Source organism: Methanococcoides methylutens (assembly GCF_000765475.1).
Lineage (GTDB): Archaea > Halobacteriota > Methanosarcinia > Methanosarcinales > Methanosarcinaceae > Methanococcoides > Methanococcoides methylutens.
On sequence record NZ_JRHO01000013.1, the window covers coordinates 1 to 14,687 of the forward strand.

12 protein-coding genes are annotated in these 14,687 nt (G+C 40.5%); 4 read left to right on the forward strand and 8 right to left on the reverse strand.

Annotation, left to right across the window (positions count from 1 at the left end):
- Positions 1-272: 272 nt before the first annotated feature.
- Together LI82_RS06235 and LI82_RS06240 are read right to left on the reverse strand one after the other, a co-directional pair.
- Positions 273-785 (reverse strand): hypothetical protein, encoded by a 513-nt coding sequence (locus tag LI82_RS06235; RefSeq protein ID WP_135607308.1) that lies wholly within the window; start codon positions 783-785, stop codon positions 273-275.
- 278 nt (positions 786-1,063) lie between these two features.
- Entirely contained in the window at positions 1,064-1,459 is a 396-nt protein-coding gene (locus LI82_RS06240; RefSeq protein WP_048194263.1) for a hypothetical protein, read from the reverse strand.
- Between the two features lie 8 nt (positions 1,460-1,467).
- Here LI82_RS06240 and LI82_RS06245 point away from each other — a divergent pair, with 8 nt between their 5' ends.
- Positions 1,468-1,692 (forward strand): CBS domain-containing protein, encoded by a 225-nt coding sequence (locus LI82_RS06245; protein WP_052402772.1) that lies wholly within the window; start codon positions 1,468-1,470, stop codon positions 1,690-1,692.
- A 140-nt stretch (positions 1,693-1,832) separates the two neighbouring features.
- Here LI82_RS06245 and LI82_RS06250 read toward each other — a convergent pair whose 3' ends face one another.
- Both LI82_RS06250 and LI82_RS06255 read right to left on the reverse strand, forming a co-directional pair.
- Positions 1,833-2,354 (reverse strand): hypothetical protein, encoded by a 522-nt coding sequence (locus LI82_RS06250; protein WP_048194265.1) that lies wholly within the window; start codon positions 2,352-2,354, stop codon positions 1,833-1,835.
- Between the two features lie 274 nt (positions 2,355-2,628).
- Positions 2,629-5,505, reverse strand: coding sequence for a NosD domain-containing protein (locus LI82_RS06255; protein WP_160174956.1), 2,877 nt, complete (start codon positions 5,503-5,505; stop codon positions 2,629-2,631).
- Positions 5,506-5,931: 426 nt separating this feature from the next.
- Between LI82_RS06255 and LI82_RS06260 the strand changes: the two genes are divergently transcribed.
- Both LI82_RS06260 and ribC read left to right on the forward strand, forming a co-directional pair.
- A complete protein-coding gene (locus LI82_RS06260; protein ID WP_048194269.1) occupies positions 5,932-7,074 on the forward strand; it encodes a pyridoxal-phosphate-dependent aminotransferase family protein in 1,143 nt (380 codons plus the stop codon).
- A 5-nt stretch (positions 7,075-7,079) separates the two neighbouring features.
- Complete coding sequence (ribC, locus tag LI82_RS06265; RefSeq protein ID WP_048194270.1) at positions 7,080-7,544, forward strand: riboflavin synthase; 465 nt, start codon at positions 7,080-7,082, stop codon at positions 7,542-7,544.
- Between the two features lie 309 nt (positions 7,545-7,853).
- Here the strand turns inward: ribC and LI82_RS06270 are convergent, their stop codons facing one another.
- Together LI82_RS06270 and LI82_RS06275 are read right to left on the reverse strand one after the other, a co-directional pair.
- On the reverse strand, positions 7,854-8,522 hold the full coding sequence (locus tag LI82_RS06270; RefSeq protein ID WP_048194272.1) for a hypothetical protein: 669 nt from the start codon (positions 8,520-8,522) through the stop codon (positions 7,854-7,856).
- Between the two features lie 104 nt (positions 8,523-8,626).
- Entirely contained in the window at positions 8,627-9,604 is a 978-nt protein-coding gene (locus LI82_RS06275) for a hypothetical protein (protein ID WP_048194274.1), read from the reverse strand.
- A gap of 512 nt (positions 9,605-10,116) precedes the next feature.
- On the opposite strand from LI82_RS06275, the gene LI82_RS06280 reads away from it, so the two are divergent.
- Positions 10,117-10,647 carry a YfcE family phosphodiesterase gene (locus LI82_RS06280; RefSeq protein ID WP_048194276.1) on the forward strand — a complete coding sequence of 177 codons (531 nt, stop codon included), beginning with the start codon at positions 10,117-10,119 and terminating at the stop codon, positions 10,645-10,647.
- A gap of 39 nt (positions 10,648-10,686) precedes the next feature.
- On the opposite strand, the gene LI82_RS06285 is transcribed toward LI82_RS06280, so the two are convergent.
- The gene (locus tag LI82_RS06285; protein WP_048194278.1) at positions 10,687-12,669 is read right to left on the reverse strand and encodes an amylo-alpha-1,6-glucosidase; all 1,983 of its coding nucleotides are present in this window, start codon (positions 12,667-12,669) and stop codon (positions 10,687-10,689) included.
- A gap of 46 nt (positions 12,670-12,715) precedes the next feature.
- A complete protein-coding gene (locus LI82_RS06290; RefSeq protein ID WP_330217371.1) occupies positions 12,716-14,662 on the reverse strand; it encodes a glycoside hydrolase family 15 protein in 1,947 nt (648 codons plus the stop codon).
- Between the last annotated feature and the right edge of the window lie 25 nt (positions 14,663-14,687).

Sequence of the window (14,687 nt, forward strand, 5' to 3'; positions counted from 1 at the left end):
TATCAATTACTTGTAACTACAAATTTGCAAAATGGAGTGAAAGAAACGAACTCATTTGCAAATTATGTGTGAGGGAAATGTCATCAAATTAGAATGGGAAAAATTATGAACTAATTTGATAATCTCAATCCAATAGATATTTGGATGGAAAAAAGCTTAATTATATAAATTAAAATTTGGGCTTTAAAGATAACCTGGAAATCAAAAATGTTAAAGTGGTATGGATTTATGCCACACCACTGCAATGGACTTCCTTATTCTTGGCTTTTTGTTTATTTAGGTCCCTTTCCTGGATTCATCACCCTGATCTCATCCCACGTTGACTCCTCCCACTCCACAGGATCGGATCCATTTACCTGCCATCCAACATTCATTTGGTGTACGAATGTAGCAAGACCTGCACTGACGAGATCCTGAACCTTAACTTTCACGACCAGATCCATGTAACCATCTCCTGTAGTTACTGGAGTAGGGGTGCCAAGATCTGCAAGTGGAGAAGCATTGATGACATCATCAAATCTGTATGTTACATTTGTAACATTCTTCTGCCCATTAGCATTGAACTGGACCTGCAACGTATCTAAATCAATTGTACTCAGATCAGTACCATTCACCCCATCAAAACCTGCGACAGCAATTGTCAGTACCCCACGTTCCTTCATATTGATTGGGTTTGGATCTGAACCTGGTTTTACGTCGGTGTTTCCATGAGCCATTACAGCTGGAATGGAGACTAGCAAGGCTAACATCGTCAGGACTATTAAAGTATATTTTACGATTTTCATACCTTTACCACCCCTTATTATTTCCTTTTATTAGATGCTCTTAATCAGATCATCTAATTTCAATTATAAGTTATGTATTTATTATTATATAAACTCTTTGTAAAAATAAAAACAGATACGCATAATAATCATAATAATCTTTGGGAACTGACAGAATCATATTGAGCCGACGGTGCTGATCGATCATGAATGTAATATGCTGTAGTAAAAAATCAGATGTTGTCAAAACAGATTACCTCACAATCAGGAAAAATAAAAAAGATAAAAAGGATTATTTATCAATCCTTCTTTCTGTAAACAACATATGCTGTTAGCAGAATACCAGCTGCAAGCATCATGCTAAATCCTGGGGTGGTTTCAAGTTCTTTTTGCGAATCCTGCGTTTCTTTAACAACCCCTTCTTCAGGAGCTACTAAGGTTGCATTATTGGTAGCATGTGAAACAGAGGTAGTATTTTTTTCTTCAGATTCTTCTTGAATTGGTATGATCATCGCAGTGCCAACAGCTTTGGAGGAACCACCAGTTTTTCGAATATTTATAGATGCTGTATTAGTGTTTCCAGCAGCATCGGTGACGTTTGCATAAATGGTATTCGCACCTCTGACAAGGCGTACCTTCGCTGTGAAAGTGTCATTGAAGTCGGTTAGAGTTGTTTCAGCAGCAATGTCATTCACAGGTTTCGGTGATCGACAATGGCGTACCTGTTGGAAGTATTTCAGAGGATACTATCATGAAATATATGGCAGACAGGAAAGCTTCGACCATATCCCAGATGAAGATCAAGGATATGATGGGAGATGCATTCCCGACTGTCTCACCAGCTACTGAACTTGATGTTATATCACACATGCTTGACGAAATCCCGCGGTCCTGGTACTTGAGAAGGGAGTTACAACCGGATTTGTGACAAAGCATGATGTGATCAAGTTGTTGCATGGTTAAGAATGATTAATCCAACAGGGATTGAATGCTAAAACAGCTAGTGTATAAATTGAAACTTGCATTTAAACTATTATGGGAAATAAAAAATGTAAAAGTGGTGTGGATTTATTTCCCACTACATTTAGGTTTGGGGACTTCCGGTGGCTCAAAGACCTGAATCTGATCCCACGATGATCCGCTCCATTGATCTGATCCATCTACCTGCCAGATAACCCTCATTTGAGTTGTGGCTGGTATAATATGCTCTTTGAGATTCGCCATCTTTACTTTCACGACCAGATCATCGACACCATCTCCCTCTGTTATTGGGTTACAACAAGGAAATCCTGGTGCTGCGGAGTCATTGATCACATCTTCAAAGCTGTATCTCTCGATAGAAACATTCTTTACCCCATTAGCATTGAACTGGACCATCAATGTATCTAAATTAATAGTGCTCAGATCCGTACCATTGAAACCATTATAGCCTGCGACAGCTATTGATACTACCCCATTGCTCTTCAGGTTGATTGGATTTGGACATGAGCCCGGTTTTACATCGGTGTATCCTGTGCCCATTACAGCTGGAATGGAAACCAGCAAAGCTAACATTGTCAAGAAAGTTACACTTACTTTTACTATTTTCATAACTTAACCACCCCTTTATCCATATTATTAGACTGCCTTATTTTGGTCATCTAATATCAAATATAACTTATGTGATTATAAATATAAATACTATTCGCAAAATTGAAAACAGATGCTCATTATGAGCATAATTAGTCCATGGTTAGAAAAGGTAAGCACATTGAGCTAATGGTGTTGAAACAATCATGAATGTGATAAGCTTTAGTAATAATCAAAGACATTCAAAATGATTTACGTCACACTCAAGAAAAATAAAAATATGAGAAGGATGTCATCAATCCTTCTTTCTGTACATAACATATGCAGCTAGCATAATACCAGTTGCAAACATCATGCTGAATCCCGGAGTTGTTTCAAGTTCTTCCTGTGATTCCTGCGTATATTCAACAAATCCTTCTTCAGGAACTGCTACGCTTGAATTATTTGTAGCATTTGAAGTGGAAGTAGTATTCTCCTCTTCAGATTCTTCTTGAATTGGTATGATTACCGCAGTGCCAACACCTTTGGAGGAACCACCAGTTTTTCGAACATTTATAGATGCTGTATTAGTGTTTCCAGCAGCATCGGTGACGTTTGCATAAATGGTATTCGCACCTCTGACAAGGCTTACCTTTGCTGTGAAAGTGCCATTGAAGTCGGTTAGAGTGGTTTCAGCAGCAATGTCATTCACAGTAACCAATGGCAACGATCCGGTTCCATTGACAAGACCTGAGACATTAATGTATCTTGAAGATGTGGAGGAACCATTCACAGGAGAAGCTATAATTATCGTTGGCATGAGGTTGTCAGATGTAACAGTTACAGATGTTGTGTTGGTGTTTCCAGCGGCATCGGTTACGTTTGCATAAATGGTGTTCACACCAGTTACAAGAGGTACTGTTGCCGTGAAAGTGCCGTTGAAGTCGATAAGAGTGGTTTCAGCAGCAATGTCATTCACAGTAACCAACGGTGCAGATCCGGTTCCATCGACAAGGCCAGAGACAATAATAGAGCTTGAAGATGTGGAGAAACTATCCACAGGAGAAATTATGCCGATTACTGGCATGAGGTTGTCAGATGTAACAGTTACAGATGTTGTGTTGGTGTTCCCAGCGGCATCGGTTACGTTTGCATAAATGGTGTTCACACCACTTACAAGAGGTACTGTTGCCGTGAAAGTGCCGTTGAAGTCGATAAGAGTGGTTTCAGCAGCAATGTCATTCACAGTAACCAACGGTGCAGATCCGGTTCCATCGACAAAGCCAGAGACAATAATAGAGCTTGAAGATGTGGAGGAACTATCCACAGGAGAATCTATAATAATCGCTGGCATGAGATTGTCAGATGTAACAGTTACAGATGTTGTGTTGGTGTTCCCAACAACATCGGTTACGTTTGCATAAATGGTGTTCACACCACTTACAAGAGGTACTGTTGCTGTGAAAGTGCCGTTGAAGTCGATAAGAGTGGTTTCAGCAGCAATGTCATTCACAGTAACCAACGGGGTAGATCCGGTTCCATTAACAAGGCCAGAGACAGTAATAGAACTTGAAGGTGTGGAGGAACCATCCATAGGAGAAACTATACTGATTACTGGCATAAACTCATCAACTATAATACTAAGCGGCAGGTAATCAAATTCGGTTTCAGAAATGTTGTATTGCTCGTCACAGATTCCATCTTTGTTAGAATCTGCTGTATCAACACTGAATCCAGCTCCATTAGGATGTACCCAGTAGTTACCACCAAGGAAAGGACCTCCAACAATGTTCATTTCCATCGTTTTGGTGACATTCCAGAGATTACCGGTATTGACACCATAATATCCAACGTTGTTTGTATTGTTGAAGTAATTGTTATAGAGAAGGTTACTACTGGAATTCTCAAGATGAACACCATCATCAGAGTTAGTCGATACAATATTGTCTTTCAGCGTATTATCATTGGAATTCAACAGAACAATACCGGAGTCAGTATTTGAGCTTGCAATGTTATCATTCAGCGTATTGTTATTGCTGGATGATTCCAGTCTAACACCATAAACGTTGTCTGACACTATATTACTGTTTAACATATTATTGCTGGAATATATCAGAATTCCGGTGACGGAATTCGAGCTTGCAGTGTTATCGTTCAGTGTGTTGTAATTGCTGGACTGCTCCAGTCTGATTCCGTAATCGTTGCTAGACGCAAGATTATTGCTCAGCATGTTGGTGTTGGATTCATCCAGATATATACCGCAATCGGAGTTCAAATTTGCAATGTTATCGTTGAGCGTATTGTCGCTGGAACTCAATAGGGATATGCCATTGTCAGAGTTAAAGCTTGCATTGTTATTGCCAAGAGTATTGTTCTTACTGAACTGTTCCAACCTGATACCATAAATGTTGGCCAACACTATGTTACTGCTCAACATGCTGTTGTTGGACCCGGTCAAACATATTCCGCAATCGCCGTTCGAACTTGCAACGTTATTATTGAGAGTATTATCACTGGAATTCAATAGAACGATACCTGTATCAGTGTTAAAACTTGCAGTGTTATCGTTCAGTGTATTGTAATTGCTGGATTGGCTTATCCTGATGCCGTAAACGTTGTTGGAAGCGATGTTATTTTCCAATACGTTGTTGTTGGAATATATCAGAATACCAGTAAGAGTACTCGAGATTGCAGAGTTATTGCTCAGAGTATTGTTATCGTTGTACTGTTGCAGTCTGATTCCGTAATAGTTGTCAGACATAATATTATTGCTCAGAGTATTGTCATTGCTGAAGTTATCGTTGATTGAATCCAGTCTGATTCCGCAATTGTTGTTCGAGATGTCATTTTCGGCAATATTACAGTCATCGACTCCAATGAGACGTATTCCAAAGTTATCAGTTGCGCCTGTTACATTAAAACCTTTTATAGTGACGTTATTTGCAGTTACGTAAAACACGGCATCGCTTGGATTCTCAGCCTGGACAATTGTATCATCCGGATTTAAAGATTGTGAGATGATCATTAGCTCCTTATCCACAACAATATTCTCAGTGTAGGTACCCGGATAAACAGTAAGTGTATCATTATCCATTGCAGCAGCCACGGCATCCTTTATCGAAGTGAAATCTGCATCTTGCCCGGTGCTGTCGTTCACTGTGAATGTATCGGCAGATGCTGTTCCAATGGTCATTACAATCAAAAATACTACAAAAATCATTAAATATGTTTTCATTTAAATAAATCCCCCTTATACATGTAATATCTACAATTTAGTAGATATTCTTTTCTATTTACCCTGATAATAATAGAATAAGTCAAAAGTTACAGTTATTGCTCAAGCTGGCATATATTGATCAGAACCGCAGGAATAGGAACGCAATATTATAAACTTCAATTCAAACTATATGAGATATATACTTGGAACGAATGCGTTTGTGATTTGTAGCAGTGCATTCAAGAAAACACATCTCTCCTGTAAAATATCGAGACTACATATTATATAATTGCCCATAAGGATGGCTGATTACTTTCAACTCCATGAAACCAGTTATATACTAGGTTTACATTAGATACGACATTCACTTACGTTTATTAATAAAAATACCAGGAGAATTATATGGACCTTGAAGACACATTATTAATGATGCCTGGCCCTGTTCCTGTTGCACCAAAAGTGCTCAGGGCAATGTCAAAACCCATGATAAACCACAGGGGCAAGGAATTTTCTGCAATGTTTGATGACTGTACCGCAATGCTCAAAGAGATCTTCCAGACACAGAACGATCTCATGATAGTCAGCGGCTCAGGAACAGCTTCAATGGAAGCTGCGATCGGATGCACTATCGATAAGGACGACAAGGTTGTCGCGATCGAGAACGGTAAGTTCGGTGAAAGGTTCAAGGACATTGCAGCAAGATACGGACAGGTAGTTCCTCTTGAGTTCGAATGGGGACAGTCCGTTGACCTCGACCTTGTGGAAGAGAAGCTTGCAGAAGGTGCAAAAGCTGTCACAATGGTCCACAACGAAACCTCAGCAGGTATCCGCAATCCAGCTCCGGAAGTTGGTAAGCTCGCAAAGAAGTACGATGCACTGTTCATAATGGACGGCGTCACATCCATCGGCGGAGATGATGTCAAGGTCGATGAATGGGGAGTAGACATCGCTGTAGTAGGTTCCCAGAAATGTGTTGCTGCACCACCAGGACTTTCCATGCTCTCCGTGAGCGAACGTGCTTTTGATGCAATGACCAAGGAAAACCTGCCATACTACCTTGACCTTAAGGCATACAAGAAGAGCGCAGACAAGTCCCAGACTCCATACACACCTGCAGTACCACTGTTCTTCGGACTTCAGGAAGCACTGAAGATCGTGATGGATGAGGGTATGGAAGCAAGGGCAAAGCGCCAGGCAACCGGTGCTGCTGCTATCCGTGCTGCAATGGACGCTATGGGCATCGAGATGTTCCCACAGCTCAATGAGGTCAGCGGTTACTCTAACACCGTTTCTGCAATGAAAGCACCTGAAGGTGTCAGCGGCAACGATATCAAGAGCGGAATGATGGACAAGGGAATCATCATCGCCGGCGGTCAGAACAGACTCAGCGGCCAGATCTTCAGGATCGGAAGCATGGGCAATGTCGCACCAAAGGACATCATGCTGACAATCCAGGAACTCGAACTTGTACTGAAAAAGCTCAACATTGTAAACGAGATCGGTGCAGGTACAGAGGCAGCTGCCAGCGTACTTGACACACTGTGAATCACATGAAGACCATAGGCGTAGTAGACACGACCTTTGCACGTTTCAACATGGGACGTGCTGCGGTCGATGAGATCCAGCAGAACGTATCCGCTAAGATCAAGCGGATCACAGTTCCCGGCGTAAAGGACCTGCCGGTTGCATCCAAGAAGCTCATAGAAGAAGAAGGATGCGACATCGTCATAGCCTTAGGCATGCCGGGAGCAAAAGAACAGGATAAGATCTGCGCACATGAAGCTTCAACCGGCATTATACAGGCTCAGCTTATGACGAACATCCACATCATAGAGGTGTTTGTTCATGAAGATGAGGGAAGGGATGAAAAGGAACTCGCATTTCTTATGGAAATGCGCTCCCGTGAACATGCCTTAAATGTCGTTAACATGTTGTTCCATCCCGAAAAACTTGTCAAGCAGGCCGGTACAGGCCAGAGACAAGGGTTTGAGGATGTTGGGACTTTGAGACATTAAGATCGTTTCTTTATTCTTTTTTTTGAGATAGTGAAGAGGTAGAGAGAAATCTCTTGCTATGATTAATTGGATACTTGATGGTTTTAATTAATGGGAAATCTACGAGAAAATCGAAAGTAACATGCAAAGAGATGAAAGGAACTGCACGTTATTAAAAGAACTCGGTTGGAAGTATTTGATTGTCTGGGAATGTGAAACCAAAAATAAAGATCAAACACCATTGTGGAATAAAATTAAAGAATTTCTCGATGATTAATTTCAAGCTCTCACAAATACAGGTGCTGCCTATCCGAGCAGTACATATCCAATTCAATAGTCGTTACTAAGAATATTTGCACTCATTTGTTGCCAAAATATTTCTAATAACTTTAAATTGTTCTGACAAAATTCAGATATTTCTTTTGAATCATCATTTTTCAAAGGTACAAATTTTTTTACAACACTTTTATCGATTACATTACCATCTTCATCTTTTTCACCCCTGAAAATAAGATAAGCTTCAATAAAGTCTTGTACTGGTTGATGCTGTATAGTATTTCGAATTTCCTTTATTTCTTCTATCCACTCAGAATTGTTGAAAATAAAGTTGTGGGAAATAGAGGATTTAGAAGGCGATAATTTTTTTTGGACTTTTGGATTCATATATTGGCCAAAAGAAAAAGAATGTGAGTCAGAATAACCATCAACAATTCGACACTTTAGATCTATGATACTATTTACAGCTGCCATTATAGAATTAATGAAAGAATAGAATTCATAAAGTTCAATTGCATAACCACTCTGAAAGCCAATTGTCACTGGAATCGGTATTTCGCGCCTTTTGGAGCTTTGCATGAATACTCCAAAATTATTTAGATCAATACTTGGTTGATTCCCTTCATTTAGTTCCTTTATTAAATTTTTTTGATGATACTTTGCTGCATCGATGAAGAAACGAATTGTAGCAACTTTTTTATCAAACGTGTTTTCACTTTCCATCTCTGAAATCTCCAAAGTAGTCTTCATTCTTAGAAGTCTGAGTACTAAGCACTAACAAAATATCGATCCTGTCTATTGGGATCGCGATAACTTATTTTAGATATTCATTTACTCTTTTTTATTCGCTGGTATGGTTCCAATATTTCTTCCTTAGTGAAGATCTCAATATCTTCTTGACGAATGGTGGGACCATAACTCATATGGAAAACTCCACCTTGAAATGCAAATGCTTTCTCAAATAATTCTAAATCTGATGGCCAACTAAACTTTACAGTGTCTGGTTTAATTCCATTTACGATTCTTAAAAATGATAGGATATTTTGAATTGAATATCTTAACAAAATGACTCGCATACCAATGGTATTAGGATCCCAATTGACATTATGTTTTTTCAACTTGAAATGATGCTTGCCATGTGGAACACCTTTTTGGCAAATATTTTCTCGCATAAAAAAAGAAGTGCCAAATTCACTTCTTCCCATTGATTTAAAATCTTCGGGAGGAGGAGATACACCATGTATATTTTCTGTTGCCATAGACAAATGGAATCCTCCCGGTCGAATTCTAAACCCATGCTTTAAGTTGTTATATTCAGAAACCAGAGTTTCATTTGTGAAGTCGTCAGCTAGTATTCTCCATAATTTAGTAAATTTTGTTTTAACCTTTGTTTCTTTATCCTTATCCTCAAGTACAAAAGAATTTAATGTATTTGATAAATCTTCCCATGATAACTGTTGTTTTCCAAGTCCTGTCATTATTTCTTTTCCATCACCAATATCCTTTACCATTTTTTGCAAACTGCCCGGTGGATATTTTTGTAACCAAGCCACAACACAATTTGAAGCTTGCAAAGTTGCACAAAGCAATGAAAAAAAGGTTTCCATTGCGTGAAAATATGTTAATCGAATTGAAATAGCTGCAAGATTCTTTTCTTCACTTTCAAGTAATTCAAGGTTATTTTGTACCACATTTTCAAAGTACTCTGGTTTCATTGATTCAATAAATTCAAGATTTACTTGTGCCAAATCAACGTCCCAAATACAATAAGGTTCATCGTAAACTACAAATTTATAATACTGCAACTAACCACCTCAAGTAAAAATTTAAATATAAATTTATACAAACATCGAATACATATTAAGGTATTTCAAAAACATATGGAAGTTGTGGTATATGCGGATTGAACCGTTAGTTTTTAACAAAATACAAATGCTGCCTGTCTGGACAATACATGTTTTCATACCCGTTATCTTTTTAGGTCTAATTGTCATACCTCTAACTGTTTAAATATTAGGGAGTGGAATATATGAAATTCGGTTTAACGCGTAGGGGTCCCTCTGGATTATCCCGCTGGGATCCATTTGAAGAAATAAAGCAGACACAGGAACACCTCAACCAGTTATTCAGAGAGATTCCTCCGTTCGGGGGTTGGCTCGAGGGCAAATCAATTGCCCCCTGATGAATATAAAGGAAAAGGGTGACAATGTCATGTTACACTGAACAATTATCCACGTTGCAACAATGTACTTCGTCTTTGTGAGAGGAATCATTATATGCCAGTAATGTAAAATTTTAATTAGTTAATGGGAGTTACATGAAACTAATTATTTTATCAGATACACATATCAAAGCCGGGCAGTCGCTACTGGAGTTGTTGCCGGGTGACTTGTTCACAATTATGAAAAACAGTGATATCTTGATCCATGCAGGGGATTTTGAGACAATGGAATGTTACAATGAACTGGCAGGTCTGGGTGAACTTGTTGCAGTTCGCGGGGACACCGATGTACCTGAATTGATGGAGCTTTTGCCTGAAAGGCAGGTCATTGAGGTTGAAGGTGTCAAAATAGGTGTCATTCACAAAGGACAGCTGACCTCTGATAACCCGGACGGTCTGCGCTATCTGGCAAAAGAGATGGGCGTGGATGTTCTGATCTTCGGGCATTTTCACCATCCGATCATCGAGGATTATGAGGTACTTCTGCTCTCACCAGGCAGTGCGATCGTGCCTGGAGTTGCTGAACCCAGCGCCATAGAACTTGACATATTTGAGGGAAAGGTAAAGGGGAGTGTGATAAGGTGCGATGGGGATGTGTGTAGTTATTTTGAGTATGAAAGGAAGTGAGTTCAAAGTTCCTTATGTCTTTATTCCATACTTCCGGTGTTAATTTTGACAATTCAGATCTTCAACATAGGCCCGCAGTATTTCGGCAACACTCCATGCCTGTGAGATACATCCACCGGGTCTGTGTGGCGAATCGCCATCAAATACCTCTGAGATCGTTCCTATTCCGGCCTCATCAAGATGAGCTTCAAAATTAATCAGCAATTGCCTGCAATATTCCCGGCCTAATGGAGACCTGTTGTTGACCTTTGCATGTGCAGTAATAAATGGTCCGAGTAACCATGACCAGACAGTTCCGTTATGGTATGCACGGTCCCGGCAATCTCTATTTCCCCGGTATCTTCCATTGTAGCGGCTGTCCTTTGGTGATAAGGACCTCAGTCCATAGGGGGTTAATAGATCTTCCTTCACCTTTTCAACGATCATTATTTTCTTTTCATGATCAAGCATCGTGTAGGGAAGTGAGACTGCAAATATCTGGTTCGGTCTAACTGTTGCATCTTTAGTGACCGACATATCCTCATTTACAGAAACGCAGTCATAAAGGCACAGGTCCGTTTGATTCCAGAAAGTTTCAGTGAAGTTGCTCTTTGCCAGTTGAGCAATTTTCTGATACTTTTTTGTGTCTTCACCTAATATTTTCCCCAGCCGGATAGCAGTACATAGAGCATTATACCACAAAGCGTTTATTTCGCATGCTTTTCCAGCCCTTGGTGTGATCTCCATGTCCCCGATCTTCACGTCCATCCAGGTAAGCTGACCCTCATGTTCAATGAGTCCGTCCTCATCCATACGAATTCCGTATAAGGTTCCTTCACTGTAATTCCGGATTATTGAAACAACAGTTTTCCACATTTCCCTGACAAAATCTACATCCTTAGTATAGGAATAATATCTTCCAAGTGAATGGATGAACCAAAGTGAAGCATCAACCGTATTATAATCCGGAGGGGAAATGCCGTCATCTGAAAAGCGGTTTGGTATAAGACCTGCTGAACAGTTCTCAGAAAAGGTCTTCAGGATCTCTTTTGCATCATTGAATCTTCCTGTTACAAGAGTGAGTCCCGGAAGCGATATCATCGCATCTCTTCCCCAATCTGCAAACCAGTGATAACCTGCAATGATCGATCCTGAGCTGGTAGAACTGCGTTTAACAATGAAAGAATCTGCAGCATTAACGAGCTTCTGTGTGAAGTCACCCTTTAAATTGGCATGATCATGCAAATTTTTTTGTCTTAGAAGCTCCCTTTGATATTCGGAATTAACAAATTCATCATCGATATCCTTACTTTTCAGGATGCTGTCCGAGGCAACAACATATAACTCACTCGAAGGCCCAGGAATTTGTTTTTCAAAATATCCTGGGTTATAGAGATCTTCCTGATAAGCTTCTCCTCTTTCACGCTCAACGTCATACTCGATATTATAGTTCCAGTATGGTTTGTGTCTGTAGTGCATATTGGACTGTATCTGGAGATCACAATCAGCAGTTCCAATCTGAATTTCGTTAGGATAAAATATTTTACTAAAATTGATGTGTCCTGCCTTCCCAAGATGGTGAAAGTCCCTGTTTGTCACAAGAGGCAATATCCGGAAAACGATGTCTTCATTATCAGGATTGAACAGTTTGTACTTTACAACCGTCGTGTTCTGTCCATAGATCATGAAAATGGTCTTTATGATTCTGATGTTCCTGATGCTGTACTCAAAGGTAGGTAACGGGGAAGCAGAAAAACGATCGAGATATTCGAAACCCGATGGATACAGCGTATCGGGGTACCTGTGATTTGCAAGATGATATGTCTCATCACCAACTATTATCTCTTCATCAAGGGAGGAAAGCAGGACCCTTCGGTCAACCGGAGGATTTGCAGAAGCTATCAGAAGACCATGGTATTTTCTTGAATTTTCACCAATGACAGTGGATGATGCATATCCTCCAATTCCGTTCGTGATAAGCCATTCATGGGAAATGGTGGAAGCATGATCAAATTCAGCATTGTATGTTGCAGATGGGAACATTCGAATTACACCTCGATATATTCACTTCGAACTTAATCTGTCATTCTTATTTCAACTGGTCCAGAAGCAATGCATTTTCAATAAACAGTGCACAACTCCAGCCCAAAGGCCTGGCCCATGCAGCTTTTCCTGTATTCCTGTCCACCTGCTCGGATAGTAGGCCGGTACTCGTTGCACTCTTCATTGTCCATTTTATATATTCAAGTGCCTTCTTCACCAGCAGGTCATATTCATCATCCTTGTTCTCCATGGATATGGCAAGAGTGAGCAAGGCACGGGAAAGCCATAATGTTGTGACTACCCACGGGTTGCCACCGATATAATCATCATTTTCATAACGTTTGATCCCAAAATACCCGTTGACCGAAACCCTGAGGGAGCTTTCAATATGATCTATCATTGAGAGTATCATGGCTCTTTCATCAGGATCATTCGGTGAAAGGAGACCAAAAGGAATGAAAGTCCCGATCATGCTCGAATCTATAGTTCTGTGGACATTGTTGTCAATAATCCCCCGGGAAAAATAGCCTTCATCAAGCCACAGCTTATCAATAGTCTCTTTCCTGACAAGGTCAGCCCTGTCAGACCATTTTTTAGAGAGCATGTGCTCATCAGCCTCTTCGGCCAGATGAGCAGCACCTTTTAGACCTGCATAGATAGCAGCATTTGTATAACTGAATATTCCTATCTCAGATTCCCACAGGCATCTGCAAGGATCATGGAGCCCCTGTTCTGTCCTTTTTATCAGATATTCTGCACCCTTCCGGACAGTTTCCCGGATGTTTCCCAGAAAATCATCCCTTTTAGTTCCTTCCAGTTCTCGATAATAGCGATCGATTGCATAAAGCGTTGAACCGGTCTCATCGATCTGGATAGTATCGTCAAAATTACCCCATGAGGGGGCTTCCTTTCCATCAAGCCAGTATCTCTGGAACCATGAACCATCAGGAAGCTGTGCTTTTTTGCACCAGCCAAAGAACTTTCCGGCATATTCGGGATAGTCGGCATTCATAAGGGCAAGAACAGATTCTGCTGCATCCCTGTTCCAGCAAAATCCATATCCACCACACATCTCAAAAGCAGGATCGAACTCAGGAGCAGCTACAATTGCCCCCCCCTCGGGATCGGTAAGTAATTTCAGAGAGAGTAATGAACGATCGTATAAGGCTTTGACCTTATTTTTGAATAGTGGATCATCATCAAGTGCTGATAACTCCAGAGATCTCTTTTTTGATAGCCAGCGAATGGAGTCATTTTCAGATCCGTGAATTATGTCATCAGAGGACTGCTTCCGAACATCAGCCATCAGGTCGTATATCAACTGCCTTTCCGAAGCGATGCCGATTAAAACTGTGATCGTGACCGTTTCACCAGATTGAAGGTCAAGGTCCCAGCCTATGGAACTGTCCATGTCACCTATATCTTCCAAATTTTGCTGAAGCTGGCCATCTTCCATATCATTTCTGGCACTTGCGACCCAGCCTTCTTCCTGTATCTTACCGACCTGCCAATCTTCAAATCCCGGATTACTTACCAGGCCAATGTAGAAGTTCTGCATGTATTGAACAAGCAGACCGTTGTTCACATCACAAAAAGCAGAGTTCATTCTATGGGTTCCCCCTGCCTGGAAATTAGAATAATAATAAAATTTGCCTTCAAAATGTTCTTTTGAAGTGATCTCATACTTCCTTACAAGAACCGGACTGGATCGATGCACAAGATCATGAATTGATACTTCGATACCGGAAAAATGAGAAAGGTGTGTCCTTATCACGTTTGTGTCATCTGATGGTGCCTGTTTTACATTCCATTCAGGAGAATCCAGCCATAGTAATTTTCCACCTTTGTAAATGCAAGCTTTGGACTCTCCAACGTGTTGTGCCCAATCTCTGCGGGGATAAAAAAATCCCCGTAGATCGCCCTTTTCACCCAGTGACACAAGCAATTTATCATTGCCAAGTATTGCATTTGGATGCCGGATCAGATATTTCACCCCACACTAAGGACTGTTGTCAGGT